A 25,650-nucleotide genomic window follows, 5' to 3' on the forward strand; every position below is an offset into this window, starting at 1 on the left:
TACGGGGCCGGCGCCCCGGCCCCGCACGCGCTCGCCCGGAGGCGGGTCCGGCGGAGCGGACGTCCGAGGACGCCGCCCGGGCCCGCACCGCCCGTCCGCAGGCACGCGCTCCTCCAAGAGGCGGCGCCATCGACCGGGCGCCGTGGGAACGCCGTGCCCGGACGGGCCGCAGCCCCTTCGGGCACGGGTGCGCGCCGCCCGTCGTCGGCCCGGCGGCCCGCCCCGGCGCGCGGGCGTCGTCGGTGCCGACGACTCACCCCCGGTACGCGGGCGGACGGCCGGTCCGGGCCATCGCGAGGAAGTACTGGGCGACCGCCTGGCCGCCGTCCGGGCTCCGGGTGACGACCACGACGGTGTCGTCCCCGGCGATGGTGCCGAGGATCGCAGGCCGGCTCACGCGGTCGATGGCCGAGGCGACGTACTGGGCGGCGCCCGGCGGCGTCTTGATGACGAGCAGATTGGCCGAGGCCTCCGCCGAGACGAGCACCTCGGCGCAGACCCGGGCCAGCCGCTGCTCGCGCAGCGTCCGGTCCGAGGCGACGTCGAGGCCCGGCGGGGCGTACACGAGGACGCCCGCCGACGAGCGGACGCGCACCGCGCCGATGTCGAGCAGGTCCTTGCTGAGGGTGCCCTGGCTGACCCTGATCCCGTGCTCGGCCAGCATGTCGGCCAGCTCGTTCTGGGAGCCGATCTCATGGGCCTGGATCAGCTCCAGGATGAGGCCCTGGCGCGCGACCCTGCTGGATCCCGCCCGTTCCGAGGCGCTCGCGCTCACGGTCGCCCCCTCATGAGCGCTCCTGGACCGTGTCGAGCAGACCCGGCAGAGCGGCGACGAAGGCGTCCAGCTGCCCGGCGGTGACGATGAGCGGCGGGGCGAGGCGCAGCACCGAGGGGCGCGGCGCGTTGATGATCCAGCCGGCGTCGAGGGCGGCATCGGCCGCCCCGGCGGCGATCGGCCGGTTGAGGACGATGCCGCGCAGCAGCCCCTGTCCGCGCACCAGGTCGATGCGGGGATCGCCGAGGGCCATGACCGCCCCGGCGAAGTGGGCGCCCAGCTCCTCGGACCGGTCGGCGAGCCGCTCATCCGCCATGACCCCGAGGACGGCGCACCCGACCGCGCAGGCGATCGGGTTGCCTCCGAAGGTCGTGCCGTGCTGGCCCGGGCCGAACAGGCCCGCCGCGTCGCCGAGAGCGATGCAGGCGCCGATCGGGTAGCCGTTGGCGAGGCCCTTGGCGACGGTGATGACGTCGGGCGCGATGCCGGCGCGCTGGTGGGCGAACCACCGGCCGCAGCGGCACAGCCCCGTCTGGACCTCGTCGATCCACAGCAGGGCGCCGTGGGCGGCCGTGATGCGCCGGGCCGCGGGCAGGAAGTCCGGGCCCGGCTCGACGACGCCGTTCTCGCCCTGGACGGGCTCGAGGACGACGGCGGCGACCGTCTCGTCGACGGCCCGTTCGAGAGCGGGGACGTCGCCGTAGGGGACCCAGACGATCTCGCCCGGCAGTGGCTCGAAGGGCTCGCGGTAGTGCTCGTTGTGGGTGATCGCCAGGGCGCCCATCGTGCGCCCGTGGAAGGAGCCCTCCATCGCGACGATCCTGCCGCGGCCGGTGCGGCGGCTCAGCTTGAAGGCCGCCTCGTTGGCCTCGGTGCCGGAGTTCGCGAAGAAGACGCGGGCGGGCGTCCCGGGCGCATCGAGGGTCGCCAGCCCGACGAGCCGCTCCCCCAGCTCGATCTGGGGCGGGGAGGCGAAGAGGTTCGAGATGTGCCCGAGCGTGGCGGCCTGCCCGGAGATCGCCTCGAGGACGGCCGGGTGGGCGTGGCCGAGCGCGTGCACGGCGAGCCCGGCGAGCAGGTCGGTGTAGTGCCTGCCGTCGGCGTCCCACACGTCGGCGCCCCGCCCGCGCACGAAGACGCGCCGGGGATGGCCGAAGGTGTTCATGAGGGTCCTGTCGTAGCGCTCGCCCCAGGCCCGCTGGCTGGTGGCCGGGGCGTCGGAGCCCCTCCCGGTGACCTCATCGTTCACAGTTCCTCGTCCTCCTCGGCCCGGACCATCGTGCCGATGCCGTCGTTCGTGAAGATCTCCAGCAGCAGCGAGTGCTCGACGCGCCCGTCGATGACCGTGGCGCGACTCACCCCGCCCTGCACGGCCCGCAGGCAGGCCTCCATCTTGGGGCGCATCCCCGAGACCAGGCCGGGCAGCAGCTCCTGCAGCTCGCCCGCGCTGATCTGGGTGATGACGTCCTCGCTGGCGGGCCAGTCCGAGTAGAGGCCGGCCACGTCGGTGAGCATGACGAGGCGCTCGGCGCCCAGCGCGACGGCCAGGGCGGCCGCCGCGGTGTCCGCGTTGACGTTGAAGACCTCCTCGTGCTCGCCGGGAGCGACGGTCGCGACGACCGGGATGCGGCCCGCGGCCATGAGGTCCTGGACGGCCTGGGGGTGCACGGTGGTGACCTCACCGACCTGGCCGAGCTCCATCGGCACGCCGTCGACCCTGACCTTCTTCGGTACGGCGGTGAACAGCCTGGCGTCCTCGCCGGACAGCCCGACCGCGTAGGGGCCGTGGTCGTTGATGAGGTTGACGAGCTCGCGTCCCACCTTGCCGACGAGCACCATGCGGACGATGTCCATCGCCTCGGGCGTGGTGACGCGCAGCCCGGCGCGGAACTCGCTACGAATGTCGAGGCGCTTGAGCATCCGGCTGATCTGGGGGCCACCGCCGTGGACGACGACCGGCTTGACCCCGCAGCGACGCATGAAGACGATGTCCTCGGCGAAGGCTCGCTTGAGGTCGTCGTCGACCATGGCGTTGCCGCCGTACTTGATGACGATCGTCCGCCCCGCGTAGCGCTCGAGCCACGGCAGGGCCTCGATGAGCGTGCCCGCCTTGCCGATGGCCGCCTCCCGGTCGATGCTGCGCACCCTGCTCATGAGGAGTACTCCGCGTTCTCCTTGACGTAGCCGTACGTCAGGTCGTTGGTCCAGACCAGGGCCTGCTCGCCGCCGGCGTGCAGGTCGATGACGACCTCGACCCGGCGCGGGCGCAGGTCGACGAGCGAGCGGTCCTCGCCGATCGCGCCGCCACGGCAGACCATGACGCCGTTGAAGGAGACGTCGAGCTCGTCCGGCTCGAAGGCTGCGCTCGTCGTACCGACCGTGGAGAGCACGCGGCCCCAGTTCGGGTCGTTGCCGAAGACGGCGCACTTGAACAGGTTCGAGCGGGCGACGGCGCGCCCCACCTCGAGGGCGTCCGCCTCGCTCGCGGCGCCGCGCACGAGGATCTCGATGTCGTGCCCGCTGCCCTCGGCGTCGCCCAGGAGCTGGGCGCCGAGGTCGAGGCAGACGGTCGTGAGGGCGGCGGCGAACTCCCTCGTGTCGAGCGACACCCCGGAGGCGCCGGAGCTCAGGAGCAGCACGGTGTCGTTCGTCGACTGGCAGCCGTCGGAGTCGAGGCGGTTGAACGAGACCTCGGTGGCGGCGCGCAGCGCGGTGCGCGCCTGCTCGGCGTCGAGGACGGCATCGGTCGTGATGACGACGAGCATCGTGGCCAGGGCCGGGGCGAGCATGCCGGCGCCCTTGGCCATGGCGCCGATCGACCAGCCGTCGCCGGAGAGGACGGCCGTCTTCGGCCGGGTGTCGGTGGTCATGATGGCGCGGGCCGCATCGGCGCCGCCGTCGGCGGACAGCGCGGCGACGGCCGTCCCGACTCCCGGCAGCAGTCGGTCCATGGGCAGGCGCTCGCCGATGAGCCCCGTCGAGCAGACGGCGACGTCGTGGCTCGCCGTGCCGAGCAGGCCGGCCAGCGCGTCGGCCGTGGCCGCCGAGTCGGCCAGCCCCTCCTCTCCGGTGCAGGCGTTGGCGCCTCCGGAGTTGAGGACGACGGCCCGCAGCGCGCCGTCGGCGAGGACCTGTCGCGACCAGATGACCGGCGCGGCGCAGACCCGGTTCGAGGTGAAGACGCCGGCGGCGACGTCGTGGGGGCCGTCGTTGATGACGACCGCCAAGTCTGGCCGGTCGCCCGCCTTGAGGCCGGCGGCGACGCCGGCGGCGCGGAAGCCCTTGGGTGCGGTGACGGTCACGGTGCGACTCCCATCGTGGACAGGCCGGTCGTCTCGGTCAGTCCCAGCGCGAGGTTCATGGACTGCACGGCGCTGCCCGCCGTGCCCTTGGTGAGGTTGTCGAGGGCGGACACGGCGACCAGCCGGCCGGCCGCCTCGTCGACGGTCGCGTTGACGACGACCGAGTTCGAGCCGAGCACCGAGCCGCTGGCGGGCCAGACGCCCGGCGGCAGCACCCGGACGAAGGGCTCGTCGGCGTAGGCGCTCCGATAGCTCTCGTGCACCTGCTCCGCCGTGATCGACGGGTCGACCGGCGCGGTGATGACGGCGAGGATGCCGCGCTGCATCGGAGCGAGCAGCGGGGTGAAGCTGATCGAGGGCGATCGCGCCCCCAGGAGCTCGAGGTTCTGGAGGATCTCGGGGATGTGGCGGTGCGTGCCGCCCACCCCGTAGGCGCTCACCGAGCCGGCCGTCTCGGAGCCGAGCAGGTTCGGCCGGGGGTTGCGCCCGGCCCCGCTCGTGCCGGAGGCCGCGGCGATCGTGATGTCACGGCCGGCGATGAGGCCGCCGGTGAGGGCCGGCAGCAGGCCGAGCGTGCTCGTGGCGACGTAGCAGCCGCACACGGCGATCCGCCGGGCGCCCCTCAGCCGTTCGCGCTGGCCGGGCAGCTCGGGCAGGCCGTAGGGCCAGGCGCCGGCGTAGGGCGTGCCGTAGAAGGCCCTCCAGCGCTCGGCGCTCGTGAGGCGGTGGTCGGCGCCGCAGTCGATGACGAGGGTCTCGGCGGGCAGCAGGTCGGCGACGGCGGCCGAGGCGCCGTGCGGCAGGGCGAGGAAGACGACGTCGTGGCCGGCGAGGTTCTCGGCGGTGGTCTCCACGACGGGCCGGTCGTACAGGTCGAGGAGGTTGGGGTGGTGCTCGCCCAGGAGGGTCCCCGCGCTGGCCCCGGCGGTGAGCGCGCCGATCTCGATCATCGGGTGCCCGGCGAGGAGCCGGAGGACCTCTCCCCCGGCGTAGCCGGTGCACCCGGCGACTGCTGCTGTGTACGACATGAGCATAAGTATGCCACGGTGAAAATAACTATGCGATCTCGTCCGTGGCGGGACGGATTAGGGTGGAGCGCAGTCCGTTCCGACCGACGAGGATGCTCCGATGACCACATACAACCAGGCCTCCAGACTGCGCGGCGTGCGCTACGACGTGCGGGGCAGGAACATGATCGAGGCGCAGCGCATGGAGGCCGCCGGGCAGCGCATCCTCAAGCTCAACATCGGCAACCTCGCCCCCTTCGGCTTCGAGACGCCCGGCTCGGTGGTGCGCTCGATGGTCGCCCACCTGCCCGAGTCGGAGGGCTACTCGGACTCGCGCGGGATCTACTCGGCCCGCACCGCCGTGGCGAACTACTACCAGTCCAAGGGCCTCGACGTCGACGTCGACCAGGTCATGCTCGGCAACGGCGTGAGCGAGCTCATCTCGATCGTCCTGCAGGCCCTGCTGGACGTCGATGACGAGGTGCTCATCCCCGCCCCCGACTACCCGCTGTGGACCGCCCAGGTGACCCTGTGCGGGGGCCGGGCGGTGCACTACCTGTCGGACGAGTCGAACGGCTGGAACCCGGATCCGGCGGACATCGCCGCGAGGATCACTCCGCGCACGAAGGCGATCGTGCTCATCAACCCGAACAATCCGACCGGCGCCGTCTACAGCGGGCAGACGGTGCGGGGCATCGTCGAGCTGGCCCGCGAGCACGGGCTCATCGTCCTCTCCGACGAGGTCTACGAGAAGATCATCTACCACGGCGAGCACGTCCACGCGGCGGGCCCGGCCGGCGACGACGTCCTGTGCCTCACCTTCTCGGGCCTGTCGAAGGCCTACCGCGCCTGCGGCTTCCGCGCCGGCTGGCTGGCGGTCACCGGTCCGCTGGCCGCGGCCGAGGACCTGCTCGAGGGCCTGCACCTGCTGGCCAACATGCGCATGTGCGCGAACGTGCCCGCCCAGCACGCCATCCAGACCTGCCTGGGCGGCTACCAGTCGATCGACGCCCTCGTGGCCCCCGGCGGACGCCTCCACGACCAGATCATGCTGTCGCAGCGGCTGCTCGACGGGATCGAGGGCGTCAGCTGCGTACCGGCCGACGGCGCGCTGTACCTGTTCCCCCGCCTCGACCCCGAGCGCTTCCCCATCGAGGACGACGAGGAGTGGGCACTGGGCCTGCTGCGCCGCAAGAAGATCCTCATCAGCCACGGGCGCGGCTTCAACTGGCCCGACCCGGACCATTTCCGCCTCGTGGCGCTGCCCGAGGAGAAGGTGCTGCGCGAGGCCCTCGCCCGCCTCGCCGAATACTGCGAGGAGACCCGCCGCGACTGAGCGCCCGGCCCCGCCCCGACCGTCCTCACCTCGCGGCGGGCGCATCGCCCCACAGCAGCCGGCGGCGCGCCAGCAGGTAGACCAGCAGCGCCGTGTCGGTGACGACCCAGGACAGCGGGTAGAGCAGGGCCACGCGCCCGACCGTGCCGAAGACCCGCGGCAGCGCCATGAGCAGCACCACCCGCAGGCCGCACAGGGCGCTGACGACGATGATCATCGGGGGCAGGGCGCGCCCGGCGCCGCGGATCGACGAGGAGACGACCTCCATGAGGGCGAAGAGCACGTAGCAGGGCGCGACGATGCGGGCGATCGTCGTGCCGCGCGCGATCACCTCGGGGTCGGCGGTGAACAGGCCGAGGACCGGGCGCACGCCGACGAGCAGAGCCCCGGCCAGGACGACCGTCACGACCGCCCCGATGAGGCAGCAGGCCCGCACCGCGCGCCGGGTGCGCGGCCGGTCCTCGGCGCCGAGGTTCTGGGCCACGCAGGTCGAGGCGGCCTGGCCGAGGGCCATGATGGGCATGTACATGAAGTTCTCGACGCGGAACCAGACGGTGAAGGCCGCGATGTCCCAGATGCCCAGCGCATTGATCCGGTACTGGACGGCGACATTGCTCAGCGTGATGACGAGGGCCTGCGCACCCGCCGGCAGGCCGATCGCGAGGATCTCGCGCAGCGTGACCGGGTGCAGGTGGAAGCGCGACAGGCGCAGCCGGTAGCGCTCGTCGAGGCGGCGCAGCGCGAGGAGGACGAGCCCGGCCGCCAGCGTCTGCGACAGGAGCGTCGCCACGGCGGCACCGCCGATCCCCCAGCGCAGGACGACGATGAACAGGGCGTCGACGAGGACGTTCACCACGCCGCCCACGAGCTGGCAGCGCATCGGGGTGAGCGAGTCGCCCAGGGCGCGCAGGACCCCCGATCCCATGTTGAACAGGACGACGCTCACCAGGCCGAGCAGGTAGATGCGCAGGTAGACCACGGCCGACGGCACGATCTCCGGCGGCGTGCCGAGCCGGGCCATGAGGGCGGGGGCGAGGGCGATCATCACGGGGATGAGGACGAGGCCGCCGGCGAGGCCGAAGGTGAGCGCGGTGTGCATGACGCGCTCGACCTCGTTGTGCCGGCCGGCGCCGAAGTGCCCCGCGATGAGCACGCCGGTGCCCGTGCCGAGCCCCGTGAAGATGCCGACGAGGCAGGTGACGACCAGGCCGCTGGCGCCGACCGCGGCGGCCGCCCCGGTGCCCAGGACGTGGCCGACGAACATGAGGTCGACGGTGCTGTAGAGCAGCTGGATGAGCGCGGCGCCGAGCAGCAGCAGGGCGAAGAGGACGATCCCCCGCGCCAGCGGACCGGCCGTCAGGTCGACGACCCGGGCCCGGCGCCCGCCGAGTCCCGGCGCCGCCGTCATCGACCGTCCCCGGCGCCGGACGCGGGACGGGCCACGAGGTGCCCGGGGGCGATCTCGACGAGCGGGCCGTCGGCGGCCTCGTCCTGCGGCCGGGGGCGGGATCCGCCCCCGGGCTCCCGGCCGAGGTGGCCGTCGCGGTCGCGCAGGTCGAGCACGGACGCCAGGAGCCTGCGCGTGTAGGGGTGCCGGGCCCGTTCGACGAGGCCCTCGGCGGGCAGCTGCTCGACGACGCGGCCGCGGTGCATGACGAGGATCGTCGTGGCGAAGTGGGCGACGAGCGCCAGGTCGTGGCAGACGAAGCCGATGGCGATGCCGCGCTCGTCCTGCAGCCGGGCCAGCAGGGCCATGATCTCGGCCTGGGCGCTCACGTCGAGCGCGCTGGTGGCCTCGTCGCACAGGAGCACCTGCGGGTCGAGGGTGAGCGCCCGGGCGATGGCGCAGCGCTGGAGCTGGCCGCCGGACAGCTGGTGGGGGCGGCGCGTCACGAGGTGCTCGGACAGGCCGACGAGGCGGAGCATCTCACGGGCCCGCGGGACGACCTCGCGGCGCCCGATCGCGTCGTAGTTGATGAGCGGGGCGCAGACCGCCTCAGCGATGCGCATGCGCGGGGCGAAGGAGCCCAGCGGGTCCTGGAAGACCATCTGCACGTGGCGGCGCACCTCGCGCAGGAGCGAGCCGCGCACGTCCTGGATCTCCTGCTCGCCGAGGAGCACCCGGCCGCTCGTGGGCCTCTCGAGGCCGGTGAGCATGCGCAGCAGGGTGCTCTTGCCCGAGCCGGACTCCCCCACGATCGCGACCGTCCGGCCCTGCGTCAGCTCGACGGAGACGTCCTCGCAGGCGGTGAGGCTCCCGCCGCCCGGGGTGCGGAAGGTCTTGGTGAGCCCCTCGGCGCTCATCGCAGGCGTGGACACGTTCGTCTCCTCACAGCGACGGCATGCTGGCCAGCAGCGATGCCGTGTACTCATGGGTGGGGTGGTCGATGACCCGCTCGGTCGGCCCGAGCTCGAGGACGCGCCCGGCGCGCATGACCATGATCCGGTCGGCCATGTGGGCGGCCACGCCGAGGTTGTGGGTGACGATCATGATCGCCGTGCCCTCCTCGCGGCGCAGGGCGAGCATCTGGCGGACGATCTCGGCCTGCATCGTCACGTCGAGGGCGCTCGTCGGCTCGTCGGCCAGGAGCAGGGCCGGGCTGAAGGTCATCGCCATGGCGATGCCGACCCGCTGGCGCATGCCGCCGGACAGCTCGAAGGCGTAGGAGCCCATGACGCGGTGCGGGTCCGGCAGCGCCATGCGCCCGAGCATGGTCTCGGCGCGCTGCCGGGCCCGCGCCGCCGAGCAGCCCGGCTCGGCCGTGCGGATGTACTCGACGAACTGGCCGCCGATGCGCCGCACGGGGTTGAGCATCGCCCCGGTGTCCTGGAAGACCATCGCCATGCGGTGCCGGCGCAGGTCGAGCCACTGCGCCCGGCCCAGGCCGACCAGCGAACGCCCCTCGAAGACGACGTCGCCGGCGCTGATCCTGCCGCTGGCCGGCAGCAGGCCGAGGACGGAGCGGATCACCGTGGTCTTGCCCGAGCCGGACTCCCCCACGACGGCCACGATCTCCCCGGGCGCCACGTCGACGCTCACGTCGACGACGGCGAGCGCCCCGTCGTAGCTGACGGTCATCCCGCAGACGCGGAGCAGCTCGTCGCGCGCCGCGCCGCCGCGCGACGCCGCATCGTCCGCCGCGCCCCTCCCCGAGGGCCCCTCCGGCCCAGGCCCGCTGCCCGTCATCGCCGCCGACTCACTTCGCCGGCTTGAAGGCGCTCGTGATCCAGTAGTAGTCCGCGGTCGAGACGCTCGCATCGCTCACGGCCTTCGTGTTCGAGCACATGTTGCTGTTGTAGTAGCCGTGCACGAGGACCGCCGCGTCGTCGATGAGGATCTGCTGGAGGCGCACATAGATCTTCTTGCGCTCGGCCGTGTCGAGCTGGGTGGCCAGCTGCTCGTACAGCGAGTCGTACTCGTCGTTGTGGTAGGCGCAGTAGTTGGCCCCGCTCCTGGAGTACCAGTTGGCCAGGTAGCTGTAGGGCTCGCCCTCCTGGGCCGTCATCCAGTTGCTGGAGTTGAGGTCGTACTCGCCGGCGACGAGCTTGTTCCACTCGGTGTCGGCGTCGAGCTTGGTGACCGTCGCCTGGATGCCGATCGAGGCGAGCTGGCTGGCCACGGCCTCGGCCATGACCGACAGGTTCCGGGACTCGTAGGTGAGGTAGTCCAGGTTGATCTTCGTGCCGTCGAGCTCGCGGAAGCCGTCGCCGTCGGAGTCGACGATGCCCGCGGCGTCGAGGATCTGCTTGGCCCTCTCGGGGTCGTGGGGCGTGGCGTCGGTGAGCTGGTCGTAGCCGAAGTCGAGCGAGGAGGGGACGACCGAGCAGCCCGCGGTGTACAGGCCGCCGACCGTCGTCCCGGTGATCGTCGCGTCGTCGACCGCCATGAGGACGGCCCTGCGCAGGTCCTTGTTGGCGAGCGGGCGGCCCTCGGCGGCGTTGAGGTACGAGAAGCCCGTGCGCATGCCGATCGTCTGCGAGACCGAGTAGGTGGAGTCGTTCCGCAGCGTCTCGAGGTCGGACATGGCCGTGATGTTCTCGGTGACGTCGACGTCGCCGGACTGCAGGGCCATGAACTTGGTGAGGCTCGAGGAGTCGTCGATGAAGATGACGTGGACGCTCTCGTAGGGCACCTCGCCGTTCCAGTAGTTGGTGTTGCGGACGAGCTTGACGTCCTGGCCCGAGTTGAACTCGGTGACGGCGTAGGGGCCGGTGCCGATCGGCTTCTCGCCGAGGTTCTCGCTGCCGGCGATGTCGAGGATCTCGAACAGCGGATTGGCCAGGGCCGCCGAGAGGTCGGCCGACGGGCTCCCGGTCACGATGGTCACGGTGCGGGCGCCGTCGTCGGGCGTGATCGAGACCGGCTTCATGAAGGTCGACGGCGCGGACGAGCCCTCGGAGCCCTCCTTGTCGAACATGTGCTGGAGGGACTCGGCGACCTTCGTGGCGGTCACCTCGGTGCCGGTGGAGAACTTGAGCCCCTCGCGCAGCGCGATCGTCCACGTGAGGTGCTCGTCGTCGGGCGTGCAGGACTCGGCCAGGTACGGCTGGGGCACCATCTTCTCGTCGAACTTGAACAACGACTCGCCGATGCCGTAGCGCATGCACGCCCAGGCGGCGTTGGGCTGGTTCGACGGGTCGAGGGACTCCTTGGAGAAGTTGGTGCAGCCGAACTTCAGCTCGGTGCCGCTCGAACCGCCGGAGTCGGACGACGAGCAGCCGGTCAGTCCGAGGCCGGCGACGACGGTTCCGGCCGCCGAGGCGGCCAGCAGGCCGCGGCGGGTGACGATGATTCCCTGCATCTCAATGCGCTCCTTCACGGTGGTGGGTGGTGGGTCAGGCCAGTGGGGCCGTGGTGAGTTCCACGACGGCCTCGTCGGGGCCGGCATGGCGGGGATCGAGGACGTCGCGCAGCGCGTCGCCCAACAGGTTGAAGACGATGACGGTCGCGCAGATCGCCGCGCCGGGGAAGATCATGAGCCAGGGCGAGTCGAGCAGGTAGGCGCGGCCCTCGTTGAGCATGAGGCCCCACTCGGCCTGCGGCGGCTGGGCGCCGAAGCCGAGGAAGGACAGGCCGGCCAGCTCGAGCATCATCGTGCCGATGTCGGTCGCGGCGGTGATGACGAGCGTCGGCAGGGCGTTCGGCAGCAGGTACCGGCGGATGAGGCGGCCCGGACGGGCACCGGTGAGCTCGGCGGCCGTCACGAAGTCGCTGTGGCGGATCTTCAGCACGAGGCTGCGCGCCAGCCGGGCGTACTTGGTCCAGCTGACGACGGCCAGGGCGATGATCGCATTGCGGATGCTGGCCCCCATGAGGCCGGCCACTGCGATGGCCAGGACGATCCCGGGGAAGGAGATCATCATGTCGGAGACCCGCATGATGACCGCGTCGACGAGGCCGCCCGCGTAGCCGGCGATGACGCCGAGCAGCGAGCCGACGACGGAGATGACGAGGACGAGGACGATCGAGGCGGCCAGCGAGACGCGGGTGCCGTAGATGACGCGCGAGGCCATGTCGCGGCCGAGCTTGTCCGTGCCGAACCAGTGCTGCGCGCTCGGCCCCTGGAAGGCCTCCGCCAGGTTGGCCTCGTAGGGGCTCATGGGGGCGATGACGCCGGCGAGCAGGGCGACCAGGACGATGACCAGGGCCAGCGCCGCGTGGACGCAGAACGCCCGGTGCGCGCCGAGGAAGCGACGGATGCGGTGCGATGGGCTCATGACCGGGCTCCTCGGCGGACGCGGGGATCGAGTCGGGCGTAGGAGACGTCGACCACCAGGTTGATGACCATGTAGATCAGCGCGATCCACAGCACATAGGTCTGCACGAGCGGGTAGTCGTACGAGGTGACGGCGGTGACCGCCATGTTGCCCAGACCGGGATAGGAGAAGACGACCTCGACGACCGCCGTGCCGCCCAGCAGCGAGCCGAGCGACAGGCCCAGCAGGGTGATGAGGGGCAGCTGGGCGTTGGGCAGGACGTGCCGGGTGAGGATGGCGCGCTCGGAGAGGCCGCGCGCCCGGGCGCCGACGACGTAGTCCTGGCCGAGCTCCTCGAGGACGGCCGTGCGCACCTGCCGGGTGTACTTGCCGATCATCGCGAAGGCCAGGGTCGCGGCCGGCAGGATGAGCCTGTCGAGGCCCTGCCCCGTCGAAACGACCGGCAGCCAGCCGAGTTTGAGGGCGACCGCCCAGATGAGGAGCAGGCCGAACCAGAAGTTCGGCATCGAGATGCCCAGGAAGCTGAAGCCGCGGACGAGGCGGTCGGCGATGCCGCCCCGGCGCACCGCGGCGAGCATGCCCAGCGGGACGGCGACGACGAGCATGAGCAGCAGGGAGGCCAGCGAGAGCTTGATGGTCGGCCACAGGCGGACGAGCATGAGATCGGCGACGGGCTTGTTCAGCGAGTACGAGGTGCCGAAGTCGCCGTGCAGGCAGTTGCCGAGCCAGGTGACGTACTGCACGAGGAAGGGCTTGTCGAGGCCGAGGCGCACCCGCATCTGATCGACCATCTCGGGGGTGGGCGTGATCCCCTGACTGGTGTACACGGCCTGAGCGGGATCGCCGGGCGCCAGCCAGACGAGCGTGAAGGTGATGAAGCTGATGCCCACCAGCACGATGAGGATCTGGCCCAGCCGTCGGGCCAGCCATCTGGGGTCCACGGGTCGAAGTCACCTCACGATCATGACGAGTGCCGTTCGTCACAACCGGATTCTCGTGACCCCGCGAGGGGCGCCCGGTCGCCAAGTGCCGCGGCGACGCGGAACGGTTCCCAGGCAGGTCTTCTGACTCGCGCCCCGGGGCGGTTGCCCCGACGGGCCCTCGACCTTCCCGACGGACGGTGGCCGGCTCACGCCGATGAGGACCCGGGACGCTCACAGCGGCGGTCCCGTCCGCGATTCCCACGCGGTTCCCTATTCTCCCGGACGACCCGTCGGGCCGGCCGGGCACCTGGGGGCGCTGCGCACGGGGGTGCGCAGCAACCCTTGCTTCGCGACAGCAGAGTACCAGCTGCCGCCGCCCCCGCACGCCGGACGCCCGCGATCGGGCACTCACCCGGGGCGAGCGCTGGACGGGGGCGCCGGACGGCGCCCGTGAGGCTCACGCCTCCCGGAACCCTCGACCGCGGGGCTCACGCCTCGCGGGGCACCGCGCCGAGGCGCTCGACGGCGAGCCGCACGGCGCCGTCGCGGGCCGCCGCCGCCTCGGCCTGGGTGAGCGTCCGGTCGGGCCCGCGCAGGCGCAGGCCGTAGGCGAGCGACTTGCGGCCCTCGCCGATCTGCGGGCCCCGGAAGACGTCGAAGAGCGCGATCGACTCGAGCAGCTCGCCTGCGCCCTCGACGAGGGCGGCCTCGACCTCGGACGCGGGGACCCGCTCGTCGACGATGAGGGCGACGTCCTCCTTGGCCAGCGGGAAGCCGCTCAGCGCGGTGACCTCGCCGCCGCCGGGCGCGCAGGCCACGAGCAGGTCGAGGTCGAGCTCGACGGCGCAGGTCCGCTCCGGCAGCCCGTGGGCCCGGACGACCTCGGGGTGCAGCTCGCCAGCGGCGCCGAGGACGACCCGTTCTCCGCCCGCGCCGCGCACCGACAGCTCGGCGCACCGGCCGGGGTGCCAGGGGGCGATCGACGCGGCCCTGCGCTCCAGCGTCAGGCCGAGCGTCGCGGCCGCGGTCTGGGCGAAGTGCACCGCATGGGTCCAGTCCGCCGGGACGGCGGCGTGGTCCCAGCCGCCGGGCAGCCACTGGCCGGTGAGCACCGCGGCGATCATGCGGGGCTGGTCGGGCAGTGCCGCGCGGATCGCGGCGATCTCGGCGTCGGAGGGACGATGGTCGACCTCGGGCATCGGGGCCGCCGGGGCGGGCCCGCCCCGGAAGACCGAGCCGGCCTCGAAGAGGGCCAGGTCGTCCTGGCTGCGCGAGATGTTGCGCCGGGCGGCGGCGAACAGCCCCGGCAGGAGGGTCGTGCGCAGGTACGGGGCGGTGTCGGCGAGCGGATTGGCCAGCCGCACGAGGCGGCGCCGCTCGTCGTCGTCGGGCAGCCCGAGGCCGTCGAGCTCGGAGTCGGAGAGGAAGGGCAGCGTGATGACCTCGACGAAACCGGCCCCGGCCACCGCGGCGCTGACCGCGCGGCGGGCGCGCTGGGCGGGGCTGAGGCCCCGGCCGGCGACGGCGCGGGGCACCCTCGGCTCGATGACGTCTAGGCCGAGCTTGCGGCCGACCTCCTCGACGTAGTCGTAGGGATCGCGCAGGTCGGTGCGCCAGGTGGGCGGGGTCAGGGCGAGTGAGGAGCCCCGCCTGCGGACCTCGACGCCGGCGGCGCGGAGCACCTCGACGACGCGGTCGGCGTCGATGCGGGCGCCCAGGATGTGCGCGGGCAGACCGGCGTCGATCGTCAGGGACGGCGGCTGGGGCACTCGGCCGACGACGGTGACGCCCTCGGCGATCGTGCCGCCGGCGTACTCGGCGAACAGTCGGGCGGCCATCCGTGCCGCGGCGCAGGCCACGCCCGGGTCGACCATGCGCTCGAAGCGACGGGAGGCCTCCGAGGGCAGCTTGTGGCGCCGGTAGGTGCGCCCGATCGTGCCGGGCGAGAAGTGGGCCGCCTCGATGACGACGTTCGTCGTCCCGTCGTTCAGCTCGGTGGTCCGGCCGCCCATGACGCCCGCCAGGCCGATGGGGCCCGAGTCGTCGGTGATGAGCAGGTCCTCGGCGCTCAGGGTGCGCTCGACGTCGTCGAGCGTGGTGAGCCGCTCGCCGGCGGCGGCCCTGCGCACGACGATCGGGCCCAGCAGCGCGTCGGCGTCGTAGCCGTGCAGCGGCTGGCCCGACTCGAGCATGACGTAGTTGGTGATGTCGACGGGCAGGCTGATCGCGCGCATGCCGGCGGCCTCGAGCCGGTGGCGCATCCACGTCGGGGTGGGCGCGTGCGGATCGATGCCGTTGACGCACAGGGCGACGAACAGCTGGCAGTCGTCCGACTCGACGCGCACCGGGTAGGCGTCCTGGGCCGGGTCGGGCACGCGACGCGAGTAGAGGTCGTTGTAGGGCACATCGAAGGCCTGCGCGGCCTCGCGGGCCAGGCCCCGCATCGACAGTGCATGGCCCAGGTCGGGGGTCACGTCGATGTCGAGGACCTCGTCGGGAACGCCGAGCAGCGCCATCGCGTCGGAGCCGAGACCGGCCCGGGCCGCCTCCGCCGGCGGGAGCACGATGATGCCGGTGCGGTCCTCGCCGATGCCCAGCTCGTCGGCGGCGCAGATCATGCCGTCGCTCATGTGCCCGTAGGTCCGGCGGGCGCTGATCCCGAAACCGCCGGCCAGCATCGCGCCGGGCAGCGAGACGACGACGTGGTCGCCCTTGGCGAAGTTGCTGGCGCCGCAGACGATGCCGCGGGCGTTCTCGATCTCGGGGTTGACCTCGGAGTCGTTGAACGGGCCCACGTCGACGCGGCACCAGCGGATGGTTTTCCCGTTGCGCTGGGGTTCCTCGACGAAGTCCAGGACGCGGCCGACGACGACCCGGCCGCTCACGTCGGCGCCGACGGTCTCGACGTGCTCGACCTGCAGACCCATCCGGGTGAAGGCGTCCGCCACCTGGGCGCAGGTCACGCCGTGCGGGAGCTCCACCAGATCGCGGAGCCAACTCATCGGCGCCCTCATCGCGCACCCCCCACCAGCGAACGACTGAATCTCACGTCGCCCTCGACGAAGTCGCGCAGGTCGGGGGCGTTGTTGCGGAACATGACGGTGCGGTCGACGCCCATGCCGAAGGCGAAGCCGGAGTAGACGTTCGGGTCGATGCCGGCGGCGACGAGCACGCGCGGGTTGACGACGCCGCAGCCGCCCCACTCGATCCACCCCTCGGAGCGGCAGGCGCGGCAGGGGCGCTCGGGGTCCCCGACCGAGGAGCCGTGGCAGACGAAGCACTCGAGGTCGACCTCGGCGCTCGGCTCGGTGAACGGGAAGTAGTGCGGGCGCAGGCGCGTGCGGATGTCGCCGAACATGGCCTTGGCCAGGTGGTCGAGGGTGCCCTTGAGGTCCCCCATCGTGATGCCCCGGTCGACGGCCAGGCCCTCGAGCTGGTGGAAGACGGGCAGATGGGTGGCGTCGTACTCGTCGGCGCGGAACACCTTGCCGGGGCTCACGACATAGACCGGGAGCGCGCGGTCGAGCAGGGTGCGCACCTGCACCGGCGAGGTCTGGGTGCGCATGATCGTGTGACCGCTCGGCGGATCGACGAAGAGCGTGTCGCTCATGAAGCGCGCCGGGTGATCGGGGGTGAAGTTCAGGGCGTCGAAGTTGAGCCACTCGGCCTCGAGCTCGGGCCCCTCGACGACCTCCCAGCCCATGGCGACGAAGACGTCGCACATGCGGTTGATGAGGGCGGTCAGCGGATGCTCGGCGCCCACCGGGTGCTCGACCACCGGGAGGGTCACGTCGACGCGCTCGGCCTCCAGCCTGGCCGCCAGCTCGGCGGCCTCGAGCTCGGCGGCGCGGGCCGCCAGGGCCTCGTTGACGCGGCCGCGGGCCCTGCCGATGAGCCGGCCGGCGTCCTTGCGCCGCTCCTTGGGCATGGAGCCGATGCTGTGGTTGGCGAGCGCCAGCGGCGACCTGTCCGCGGCGTGCGTCTGGCGCACCGCCTTGAGCTGCGCCGAGTCGGCCGCGGCGGCGATGGCCCCGAGGGCGTCGTCCACCATCCGCTCGATCTGCTCCGGGTCCAGCGACTCGCTGGTGCTGTCTGGCCCTGCCATGGGCTCCCCTCTTTCGTTCCGAACGGGCCGGCGCGGGCCGGCCGCACCCGACAAGTCTAGGGGCCGGCCCGGCAGGCCACCGCCCCGACTCGGGGAGCGGGACCGTCCTCAGTCCCCGGCGGGTCCGCCGCGGCCCGGATCCCCCGGCCGGCGCGTCGACTGCCTGCGCCCGAGCCAGAACAGCCAGCCCGCGGCGACGGCCGAGGCGACGAGCAGGACCGCCACGAGGACGTTGACGAACGCGCTCATCGCCGCGCCGCCCGCCGCTGCGCGCCGGCTGAAGCGTACAGGCAGATCGCCGCCGCCGTCGACAGGTTGAGGCTCTCGGCGCGGCCCCACATCGGCACGGCGACCGTCCGGTCGGCCGCGTCGAGCAGCGCGTCGGGCAGGCCCCACGCCTCGTTGCCCAGCAGCCAGGCGGTCGGGCGGGCCAGCTCGCCGCGGGCGTCGAGTTCGTCGAGGGGCTCCCCCGCCGCGTCGGCGGCCAGGACCCTCATGCCGTGGGCGTGCACCCACGCGATCGCCTCGTCCTCCTCGACGTCGGTGACGACCGGCAGGTGGAGGAGGCTGCCGACCGAGGCGCGCACGGTCTTGGGATTGGTGACGTCGACCGAGCCCCGGGTGAGGACGACGGCGTCCGCGTCGAAGGCGTCGGCGCAGCGCACGACGGTGCCGGCGTTGCCGGGGTCTCGGACCTGCGCGCAGAGGACGACGAGACGCGGCCGGACCAGCTCGGACAGCACGGCCCGCGGCCAGCGGCAGACGGCCACGACGCCCTGCGGCGTGACCGTGCCGCACAGCGAGCGCAGCTCCTCGGGACCGGCCCGCACGACCTCGACCCCGCGGGCCAGGGCCATGAGCTCGCCGTGGTGCCCGGGGTCGTCGACGATGAGCCGGACGACCGTGCCCGGGCGGCGCAGCGCCTCGCGCACCGGCTGGGCGCCCTCGGCGAGGAACAGGCCCGTCTCGGCGCGGGCCCGCCGCTGCAGGAGACGACGGGTCGAGCGCAGCGCCCCCTTCGAGAGAGGAGGGGCATCGGCGCCCGGCCCGTCGTCCACGGCCTCCGTCGGCACGGCCGGATCAGGCCGCGCTGGCGGCGGGCTGGTTCTCCTTGGCGACCTTCACCAGGGCCGAGAAGGCGGCGGGGTCGCTGACGGCGAGGTCGGCGAGGATCTTGCGGTCGACCTCGATGCCAGCGGTCCTCAGACCGCTGATGAAGCGGTTGTAGGTCATGCCCTCGGCGCGGGTCGCAGCATTGATGCGCTGGATCCACAGCGAGCGGAAGTCGCCCTTGCGGGCCTTGCGGTCGCGGAACGAGTAGGTGCCCGAGTGCAGCACCTGCTCCTTCGCCTTGCGGTAGAGGCGCGACCGCTGGCCGCGGTAGCCAGAGGCCTGCTCGAGGATCTCGCGGCGCTTCTTCTTCGCGTTCACTGCGCGCTTGACGCGTGCCATGGTTCTACTCCTTGCTTGGGATCAGATGGGGGCCGCGGCCTCAGATGCCGAGCATCCTGCGGGCCTTCTTGGCGTCGCCCTTGGCGAGCGTCGCGTCGACCGAGAGGCGACGGGTGCGCCTGGTGGGCTTGTGCTCGTTGAGGTGGGCCTTGCCCGCGCGAGCGTGCACGAGCCTGCCGCTGCCGGTCACCTTGAAACGCTTCTTCGCACCGGTGTGCGTCTTCATCTTGGGCATCTGTCGCTCCATTCACTTCGTCCGGCGTCCACCGACGCCGGCTGCTCCTCGGATCGGCCTGCGGGCCGGCGGCTCACAGGTCGATGTCCGGATCCATGTTGTCGGCGGGGCCCCGCTTCTTCTTCCGGGGCTGCTTCTTGGCGGCCTCGCGCAGGCGGGCCTCCTCGGCCTTCTCGGCGGCGGCCTCGTCGGCGCGCCGGGCCTGCCGGCGCGCCTTCTCGGCCTCCTGCTCGGTGCGGGCCTCGCTCTTCTTGCGGGTGGGCGCCAGCACCATGTGCATGTTGCGGCCCTCCTGCTTCGGGTTCTGCTCGATGACACCGTCGGCGACGACGTCGTCGGCCAGCCGCTTGAGCAGGTTGAACCCGAGCTCCGGGCGGGACTGCTCCCGGCCCCGGAACATGATGGTGATCTTCACCTTGTCACCGCCGCGGAGGAAGCGGACGACGTGACCCTTCTTGGTCTCGTAGTCGTGCTCGTCGATCTTGGGACGGAGCTTCATCTCCTTGATGACGGTGTTGGACTGGTTGCGTCGGGACTCGCGGGCCTTCTGGGCGTTCTCGTACTTGAACTTGCCGTAGTCCATGAGCTTGCAGACGGGCGGGCGCGCGGTCGCCGCGACCTCGACGAGGTCGAGATCGTGCTCGCGGGCGAGCTGCATCGCCTGCTCGACGCGGACGATGCCGATCTGCTCGCCGTTGGGCCCGACCAGGCGGACCTCGGGGACGCGGATGCGCTCGTTGATGCGCAGTTCGTTGCTGATTGTGTCCTCCAATGTGTGACCGTCGGGACCGGCGCACGAGAAAGGCCTCCGCCCGCGGGCGGAGGCCTGGTCATGACCCGACCGGACGCCGACGGGGACGATGTCCCGCCCGGCCGCACGGCCAGGCGTCCTGCACTGGAACTGACCCGCCGCGCTGCCGCGGCAGGGTGGGAGATCGGGCCTCCACTTGCGTGCTGAGGGCGCCCTCGGACGCCGGTCAACTCGGCCAGTCTAGACCAGCGGGCCGCGCGGGTGAAATCCGGCCGGTGCGCGACGCCGGGCGCGGCGACGGGGGACGCATCCATGCGGCGGAAGGGGGTTCGTGTGAGAGTCTGGGGGCATGAACGCCCAGACCCTCGCTCTCGTCGTCTCCGCCGCACTGGCCGTCCTCGGCCTGCTGTACGCCGTCCTCGGGTGGCGCCGGCGCCGCAGTCCCCGCGCCCTCCTCCACGGCATCGCCGTCGCCGTCTTCTTCGTCGGGGCATGGCTGACCGGCGTGATGGAGCTCCTCGCGAACGCGGCGCACGGCCTCGTCGACTGGACCCGCGGGCAGAGACTGGACGCGATGATGTGGGCCGGCATCGTCTGCGCCGGCCTCGGCGTCGTCCTCTACGTCATCGCCTCGTTCCTGTCCGGCGTCAGCCGCGCCGAGGGCAGGCAGCGCCGTGAGGCCGCCATGCAGAAGCGCCTGGGCGTCACCGGTGCGCCCGCCCCCCGGGAGCCCGCCGGGCCCGACGGGGCGCCGGCCGCGGAGGCGGCGGACAAGGCACCGGACGACTTCGACGAGGACGAGGTCACGGCGATCCTGGAGCGCCGCGGCATCCGGTGAGCCGCCGCCCCGACCCGCCCGGGGGCGCGCCGGCCGGCCTCACAGGCGGCAGGCCCCGAGTTCGGTCACGAGGATCGCGCGGGCGCCGAGGTCCCACAGCTCGTCCATGAGGCGCTGGGCGTCGTCGCGGCGCACCATGGCGCGCACGGCGACCCAGCCGGGGCGGGCGAGCTCGGTGATCGTGGGGGCCGCATAGCCCGGCGTGAGCCGGGTGGCCTCCTCGAGGACCCGGCTCGGACAGTCGTAGTCCATGAGGACGTGGTCGCGGGCCACGAGAACGCTCGACAGGCGGCGGGTGACGTGGTCGAGGATGACGGGGTCGATCCCGCCCGAGGAGCGGCGGATGAGGATGCCCTCGCTGCGCAGGATCGGCTCGCCGAAGAGCTCGAGCCCGACCTTGCGCAGGGTCGTGCCCGTCTCGACGACGTCGGCGATCGCATCGGCGACGCCGAGGGAGATGCTCGACTCGACCGCGCCGTCCAGGTGGACGAGTCGGGCGCTGATGCCGTGCTCGGACAGGTAGCGACCGAGCAGGCCGGGATAGCTGGTGGCGATGCGCTTGCCCTCGAGGTCGGCCAGGCGGTAGCCGGAGCCCTTCGGGGCGGCGAAGCGGAAGCGGCTCACGCCGAAGCCGAGCGCGAGGATCTCGTCGGCGGCCGCGCCGGAGTCGATGAGCATGTCCCTGCCGGTGATGCCCAGCTCGAGGGTGCCCTCCCCCACGTAGACGGCGATGTCGCGCGGACGCAGGTAGTAGAACTCGACGCCGTTCTCCTCGTCGACGAGGACGAGCTCCTTGGAGTCGCTGCGCTGCGCGTACCCGGCCTCGGTCAGCATCTGCGCCGCGGCAGCCGACAGGGCGCCCTTGTTGGGCACGGCGATGCGCATCAGTTTCTCTTCACTCACAACGGGATCCTTCGACGGTGGACGCGGCCGGACGGGCCGCGGTGCAGGGCGGTGGGACGACTCACAGGTAGCGGTAGACGTCCTCCAGGTCGAGCCCCCGGTCGAGCATGATGACCTGCGTCCAGTAGAGGAGCTGGCTGATCTCCTCGGCGAGCTCCTCCCGGGACTGGTGCTCGGCGGCCATCCACACCTCGGAGGCCTCCTCGACGACCTTCTTGCCGATGGCGTGGGTCCCCTCGTCCAGCTTGGCGACGGTTCCGGAGCCGTCCGGGCGCTCGGCCGCCGTCCGGGCCAGCTCGGCGAACAGCTGCTCAAAACTCTTGCTCACCGCGCAAGCCTAACCCAGCCCGGCCGGGCGGCCGGGCGACGGCCCGGACGCCGCGGCCGCGGGGGCGATCCCGCCTTCAACGGCCTCCGTGAATCGGAACGAGCGGGCCCGGGCGCCCCTCGGGGGCGATGTCAGGGGCGCGCGACAGGAATTCGTCGGCGGGCGCACCTACTATCTATTGCAGCAACAGGAGGTGTTCATGGCACGAGAGTCGTCGCCCTCAGCCGAGCGCGCCGGGGGTCCGGGGCAGGATGGCCTGTCCGCTCAGGATCCCCCGCGTGACCCCGACACGCCCAAGAAGTGGCGCAGCGAGGCCCCCTCCGGGCCCCCGCCACTCGACTCCCCCAAGCCCTGGCACACCGAGGGTCTGCCCAACGGCGGGCCCGAGAAGCCCAAGCGCCCGCTGTGGGCGCGCATCGTGCCGTGGGTGGTCCTGCTCGTCGTCATGATGGCCGCTGTCAGCTGGTACAACGACTCGCGCCAGCCCCCGAAGATCAGCTACAACGAGTTCATCACCCAGGTCCGGGCCGGCAACGTCGACGTCGTCCACGCCACCGGCGACACGATCGACGGCAAGCTGAAGAGTGCCGCGACCGTCCCCGACGACTCCGACTCCAAGGCCGGCCAGCAGTACACGCAGTTCACCACCGAGCGCCCCACCTGGGCCCAGGACGACCTGCTCACGATGCTCAACGACCAGGGCGTCACCGTCTCGGCGAACTCCACGGTCCAGACCACCAGCCCGCTCATGAGCCTCATCATGGCCTTCGGGCCCTGGCTGCTGCTCTTCGGCATCTACCTGTGGTTCATGAACCGCATGTCCAAGGGCGGCGGCCTGGGCGCCTTCGGGGGCATGGGCCGTGACGTGAAACCGGTCCAGAAGGACACCGTCCGGGTGAACTTCTCCGACGTCGCAGGCATCGACGAGGTGCAGGAGGAGGTCGGCCAGATCGTCGACTTCCTGCGCAACCCCGACAAGTACCGCCGGGTCGGGGCCCGCGCCCCCAAGGGGGTCCTCCTCGAGGGCGAGCCCGGCACCGGCAAGACGCTGCTGGCCCGGGCCACCGCCGGCGAGGCCGACGTGCCCTTCTACTCCGCCTCTGCCGCCGAGTTCATCGAGATGATCGTCGGCGTGGGCGCCCAGCGCGTGCGCCAGCTGTTCGAGGAGGCCCGCAAGACGGCCCCCTCGATCATCTTCATCGACGAGATCGACGCCATCGGCCGTTCGCGGGCCTCGAACCGCGCCATGGGGGGCAACGACGAGCGCGAGCAGACGCTCAACCAGATCCTCACCGAGATGGACGGCTTCGACGGCACCGAGGGAGTCATCGTCATGGCGGCCACCAACCGCGCCGACGTGCTCGACCCCGCGCTCACCCGGCCGGGCCGCTTCGACCGCGTCATCACGGTGAGCGCCCCCGACCAGAAGGGCCGCGAGTCGATCCTGCGGGTGCACACCCGGAAGATCCCCATGGCGTCCGACGTCGACCTGGCGCAGATCGCGGCCTCCACGCCGGGCATGACCGGCGCCGACCTGGCCAACCTGGCCAACGAGGCGGCGCTCCAGGCGGCGCGGCGCGCCGATCAGATCGTCCACCAGCGCGACTTCACGAATGCGCTCGAGCAGATCCAGCTCGGCGTGGCCCGCTCCGTCGTCATCCCCGACGACGAGAGGCGCCGCACGGCCTACCACGAGGGCGGGCACGCCCTGCTCGGCATGCTCCAGAAGGGCGCCGACCCGGTGCGCAAGGTCTCGATCATCCCGCGCGGTCAGGCCCTCGGCATCACGCTGTCGACGCCCGACACCGACAAGTACGGCTACGACGAGGCCTATCTGCGCGGGCGCATCGTCGGCGCCCTCGGCGGCATGGCGGCCGAGGACGCGATCTTCGGGGTCGTCACCACCGGCGCCGAGTCCGACCTCAACCAGGCCACCGCCATCGCCCGCCAGATGGTCGGGCGCTGGGGCATGAGCGAGAAGGTCGGCCCGGTGACGGTGCTCCCCCACGACGCCGACCCGCACCAGCTCGGCATCTCCGACGCGACGCTCGCCACCGTCGACGACGAGGTCCGCCGCATCATCGAGGAGTGCCACGCCCAGGCCGTGACGATGCTGCGCGAGCACCGGGCCCAGCTCGACGCGATCGCCCGCCGTCTGCTCGAGAAGGAGACCCTCGACGAGGCGGAGGTCTACGAGGCCGCCGGCATCGAGCGTCCGACCAAGGACGTCCCCGGCCCTGAGTCGGCCGGGCCGAGCGATGACGACCTCGCCACGCTTCCTCCCCCGGCCGATCCGTCCGCGCCCGGTGGGCCCGACGAGACGCGCCACCAGCTGCCGCCGATCGGTTGACGCGCCGGCCCCTCGCCGCGGGGCCCGGGAGAGGACCCGGACGGCTCACCGCCGACGGTGCACCGGATCATGGCGCGGGGCCGGGCACTGCGGGCAACGGGCGCGATCCGTCATCGCTCCTGCTCGTCCGACTGCGGCTCCTGGCCGGACTGGCAGGAGCCTCCGCGGGGGCGCGCAGACGACGGCGCCCGGAGCAGGGCGGGCGCCCGGGGCGGTTCGGCTCAGCCCAGCTCGATGCCGAGCAGGCCGTCGACGGCGGCGGCCACCTGGCCCGGGGCCTCCTCGTCCTGGCCGTCCCCGGCCAGCACCGCCGAGCTCCACTCGTCGACGACGGCCAGGGCGGTGGGGGCGTCGAGGTCGGTGCGCAGCGCGCGGCGCAGGTCGGCGATGACGGGCACGGCGCTCGTACCGCGGTCGGCCCGGACGGCCGCCCGCCAGGCGTCGAGGCGGCGCTGGGCCCGGCCGAGCTGCCCGGCGGTCCACTCCCAGTCGGCGCGGTAGTGATGGTCCAGGAGGGCCAGCCGGATGGCCATCGGGTCGGCCCCGCCGGCGACCAGCCGGCTCACGAGCTCGAGGTTGCCGAGCGACTTGCTCATCTTCTCCCCGTCCAGGCCGACCATGCCGACATGGGCGTAGGCCCTGGCGAAGGGCTCGCCGCCGGTGGCGACGACGGCCTCGGCGGCGCACATCTCGTGGTGCGGGAAGGCCAGGTCGCGGCCGCCGCCCTGGACGGCGAAGGCGGCCCCGAGGCGGTTGAGCGCGGTGGCCGTGCACTCGATGTGCCAGCCGGGGCGCCCCCGCCCCAGGGGGGACTCCCAGGCGGGCTCGCCCGGGCGCTCCAGACGCCAGACCAGGCAGTCGAGGGCGTCCTCCTTGCCGGGGCGGTCGGGGTCGCCGCCGTGCTCGACGAACTCGGCGAGCATGGCCTCGCGGTCGAGGTGGCTCTCGGCGCCGAAACCGGGGGCCTGTGCGCTGCGGAAGTACCAGTCGGGGTGCTCGGGGTCGTCCACCTGGTAGACGAAACCGCGGGAGACCAGCTCGTTCACCAGGTCGGCGACCTCGCCGGTGACCGAGGTGGCGGGCACGTACCAGTCCGGGGGCAGGACGCGCAGGCCGGTCATGTCGGAGCGGAACAGGTCGATCTGGCCGTCGGCCAGTTCGCGCCAGTCCACCCCGGTGTCCATCGCCCGTTCGAGCAGGGGATCGTCGACGTCGGTGACGTTCTGCGCGTAGCGGACCTCGAGACCGGCGTCGCGCCAGGCGCGGTTCAGCAGGTCGAAGGACAGATAGGTGAACGCGTGCCCCAGATGGGTCGCGTCGTAGGGGGTGATGCCGCACACGTACAGGCCGGCCGCCCCCCGCTCCGGGCCGACCGCCGTCAGCGCCCTGTCATTGGTGGTGACCAGACTCACCCGCTCGGGGACCTGGTAGCTGCCCGGGGTGGCGGGGATCGTGGGGACCTCGACGGTTGGCCATGCTCGCATGCCCCAAAACTACCCGCGCCCACTAGGCTGGCGCCCGGAAGCACACATGGCGGGCGCGCTGGCCCGTGGGGCGGAGGACGTCGGGGTGAGGACGCACAGGGTTGGCGCCTCCGGGCTGGAGGTCAGCGGACTGGGTCTGGGCA

24 protein-coding genes and 1 riboswitch are annotated in these 25,650 nt (G+C 72.5%); of the genes, 3 read left to right on the plus strand and 21 right to left on the minus strand.

All coding sequences use genetic code 11. The annotated features are described in order from the left end of the window. Nucleotides 1-253: 253 nt before the first annotated feature. The 5 genes from EGX94_RS01990 to argC all read right to left on the minus strand — a co-directional run bounded on the left by EGX94_RS01990 (nucleotide 254) and on the right by argC (nucleotide 5,105). Nucleotides 254-775 (minus strand): arginine repressor, encoded by a 522-nt coding sequence (locus EGX94_RS01990; RefSeq protein WP_021796670.1) that lies wholly within the window; start codon nucleotides 773-775, stop codon nucleotides 254-256. Between the two features lie 10 nt (nucleotides 776-785). Continuing rightward, nucleotides 786-1,940: an acetylornithine transaminase gene (locus EGX94_RS01995; protein WP_081707305.1), complete on the minus strand. Its 1,155-nt coding sequence runs from the start codon at nucleotides 1,938-1,940 to the stop codon at nucleotides 786-788. An 80-nt stretch (nucleotides 1,941-2,020) separates the two neighbouring features. Further along, entirely contained in the window at nucleotides 2,021-2,929 is a 909-nt protein-coding gene (gene argB, locus EGX94_RS02000) for an acetylglutamate kinase (RefSeq protein ID WP_021796672.1), read from the minus strand. Beyond that, nucleotides 2,926-4,077, minus strand: a complete 1,152-nt coding sequence (gene argJ / locus EGX94_RS02005) for a bifunctional glutamate N-acetyltransferase/amino-acid acetyltransferase ArgJ (protein WP_021796669.1) — start codon at nucleotides 4,075-4,077, stop codon at nucleotides 2,926-2,928. Before argJ ends, argB begins: the two co-directional genes overlap by 4 nt. After that, complete coding sequence (gene argC / locus EGX94_RS02010) at nucleotides 4,074-5,105, minus strand: N-acetyl-gamma-glutamyl-phosphate reductase (protein WP_028706512.1); 1,032 nt, start codon at nucleotides 5,103-5,105, stop codon at nucleotides 4,074-4,076. The genes argJ and argC overlap by 4 nt, the downstream gene beginning before the upstream one ends. Nucleotides 5,106-5,205: 100 nt before the next feature. On the opposite strand from argC, the gene EGX94_RS02015 reads away from it, so the two are divergent. Continuing rightward, a complete protein-coding gene (locus tag EGX94_RS02015) occupies nucleotides 5,206-6,420 on the plus strand; it encodes a pyridoxal phosphate-dependent aminotransferase (RefSeq protein ID WP_021796679.1) in 1,215 nt (404 codons plus the stop codon). A gap of 25 nt (nucleotides 6,421-6,445) precedes the next feature. Here the strand turns inward: EGX94_RS02015 and EGX94_RS02020 are convergent, their stop codons facing one another. From EGX94_RS02020 to infC, 13 genes are all read right to left on the minus strand, one after another. Beyond that, nucleotides 6,446-7,828, minus strand: a complete 1,383-nt coding sequence (locus tag EGX94_RS02020; RefSeq protein WP_021796678.1) for an MATE family efflux transporter — start codon at nucleotides 7,826-7,828, stop codon at nucleotides 6,446-6,448. Then, nucleotides 7,825-8,739: an ABC transporter ATP-binding protein gene (locus tag EGX94_RS02025; RefSeq protein ID WP_021796673.1), complete on the minus strand. Its 915-nt coding sequence runs from the start codon at nucleotides 8,737-8,739 to the stop codon at nucleotides 7,825-7,827. The genes EGX94_RS02020 and EGX94_RS02025 overlap by 4 nt, the downstream gene beginning before the upstream one ends. Nucleotides 8,740-8,749: 10 nt before the next feature. Then, nucleotides 8,750-9,499, minus strand: a complete 750-nt coding sequence (locus EGX94_RS02030; protein WP_043120468.1) for an ABC transporter ATP-binding protein — start codon at nucleotides 9,497-9,499, stop codon at nucleotides 8,750-8,752. A 118-nt stretch (nucleotides 9,500-9,617) separates the two neighbouring features. Further along, a complete protein-coding gene (locus EGX94_RS02035; RefSeq protein ID WP_021796677.1) occupies nucleotides 9,618-11,222 on the minus strand; it encodes an ABC transporter substrate-binding protein in 1,605 nt (534 codons plus the stop codon). Nucleotides 11,223-11,256: 34 nt separating this feature from the next. Next, on the minus strand, nucleotides 11,257-12,138 hold the full coding sequence (gene nikC, locus EGX94_RS02040) for a nickel transporter permease (RefSeq protein ID WP_021796676.1): 882 nt from the start codon (nucleotides 12,136-12,138) through the stop codon (nucleotides 11,257-11,259). Beyond that, a complete protein-coding gene (gene nikB, locus EGX94_RS02045) occupies nucleotides 12,135-13,079 on the minus strand; it encodes a nickel ABC transporter permease (protein ID WP_021796675.1) in 945 nt (314 codons plus the stop codon). The genes nikC and nikB overlap by 4 nt, the downstream gene beginning before the upstream one ends. Nucleotides 13,080-13,175: 96 nt before the next feature. Continuing rightward, nucleotides 13,176-13,387: riboswitch (cobalamin riboswitch) on the minus strand. 162 nt (nucleotides 13,388-13,549) lie between these two features. Next, nucleotides 13,550-16,075, minus strand: a complete 2,526-nt coding sequence (gene pheT, locus EGX94_RS02050) for a phenylalanine--tRNA ligase subunit beta (RefSeq protein WP_123825827.1) — start codon at nucleotides 16,073-16,075, stop codon at nucleotides 13,550-13,552. Then, complete coding sequence (gene pheS / locus EGX94_RS02055) at nucleotides 16,072-17,166, minus strand: phenylalanine--tRNA ligase subunit alpha (RefSeq protein WP_021796140.1); 1,095 nt, start codon at nucleotides 17,164-17,166, stop codon at nucleotides 16,072-16,074. The genes pheT and pheS overlap by 4 nt, the downstream gene beginning before the upstream one ends. 108 nt (nucleotides 17,167-17,274) lie before the next feature. Continuing rightward, the gene (locus EGX94_RS13260) at nucleotides 17,275-17,415 is read right to left on the minus strand and encodes a hypothetical protein (protein WP_021796143.1); all 141 of its coding nucleotides are present in this window, start codon (nucleotides 17,413-17,415) and stop codon (nucleotides 17,275-17,277) included. Then, complete coding sequence (locus EGX94_RS02060; protein WP_021796148.1) at nucleotides 17,412-18,239, minus strand: TrmH family RNA methyltransferase; 828 nt, start codon at nucleotides 18,237-18,239, stop codon at nucleotides 17,412-17,414. The genes EGX94_RS13260 and EGX94_RS02060 overlap by 4 nt, the downstream gene beginning before the upstream one ends. Before the next feature lie 7 nt (nucleotides 18,240-18,246). After that, nucleotides 18,247-18,618, minus strand: a complete 372-nt coding sequence (rplT, locus tag EGX94_RS02065; protein WP_021796136.1) for a 50S ribosomal protein L20 — start codon at nucleotides 18,616-18,618, stop codon at nucleotides 18,247-18,249. Between the two features lie 40 nt (nucleotides 18,619-18,658). Continuing rightward, on the minus strand, nucleotides 18,659-18,853 hold the full coding sequence (gene rpmI / locus EGX94_RS02070; RefSeq protein WP_043119942.1) for a 50S ribosomal protein L35: 195 nt from the start codon (nucleotides 18,851-18,853) through the stop codon (nucleotides 18,659-18,661). A gap of 73 nt (nucleotides 18,854-18,926) precedes the next feature. Further along, nucleotides 18,927-19,625: a translation initiation factor IF-3 gene (infC, locus tag EGX94_RS02075; RefSeq protein WP_021796152.1), complete on the minus strand. Its 699-nt coding sequence runs from the start codon at nucleotides 19,623-19,625 to the stop codon at nucleotides 18,927-18,929. A gap of 328 nt (nucleotides 19,626-19,953) precedes the next feature. Here infC and EGX94_RS02080 point away from each other — a divergent pair, with 328 nt between their 5' ends. Then, on the plus strand, nucleotides 19,954-20,442 hold the full coding sequence (locus EGX94_RS02080; RefSeq protein WP_021796135.1) for a hypothetical protein: 489 nt from the start codon (nucleotides 19,954-19,956) through the stop codon (nucleotides 20,440-20,442). 39 nt (nucleotides 20,443-20,481) lie between these two features. Here the strand turns inward: EGX94_RS02080 and hisG are convergent, their stop codons facing one another. Together hisG and EGX94_RS02090 are read right to left on the minus strand one after the other, a co-directional pair. Next, entirely contained in the window at nucleotides 20,482-21,327 is an 846-nt protein-coding gene (gene hisG / locus EGX94_RS02085; protein WP_043119927.1) for an ATP phosphoribosyltransferase, read from the minus strand. Between the two features lie 79 nt (nucleotides 21,328-21,406). After that, nucleotides 21,407-21,673 carry a phosphoribosyl-ATP diphosphatase gene (locus tag EGX94_RS02090; protein WP_021796132.1) on the minus strand — a complete coding sequence of 89 codons (267 nt, stop codon included), beginning with the start codon at nucleotides 21,671-21,673 and terminating at the stop codon, nucleotides 21,407-21,409. A gap of 199 nt (nucleotides 21,674-21,872) precedes the next feature. Here EGX94_RS02090 and ftsH point away from each other — a divergent pair, with 199 nt between their 5' ends. Continuing rightward, nucleotides 21,873-24,023: an ATP-dependent zinc metalloprotease FtsH gene (ftsH, locus tag EGX94_RS02095; RefSeq protein WP_051383695.1), complete on the plus strand. Its 2,151-nt coding sequence runs from the start codon at nucleotides 21,873-21,875 to the stop codon at nucleotides 24,021-24,023. A gap of 221 nt (nucleotides 24,024-24,244) precedes the next feature. Here the strand turns inward: ftsH and mshC are convergent, their stop codons facing one another. Beyond that, nucleotides 24,245-25,507 (minus strand): cysteine--1-D-myo-inosityl 2-amino-2-deoxy-alpha-D-glucopyranoside ligase, encoded by a 1,263-nt coding sequence (gene mshC / locus EGX94_RS02100; RefSeq protein ID WP_021796147.1) that lies wholly within the window; start codon nucleotides 25,505-25,507, stop codon nucleotides 24,245-24,247. Nucleotides 25,508-25,650 lie beyond the last annotated feature (143 nt).

The organism is Propionibacterium acidifaciens (assembly GCF_003798325.1).
GTDB lineage: Bacteria > Actinomycetota > Actinomycetes > Propionibacteriales > Propionibacteriaceae > Propionibacterium > Propionibacterium acidifaciens.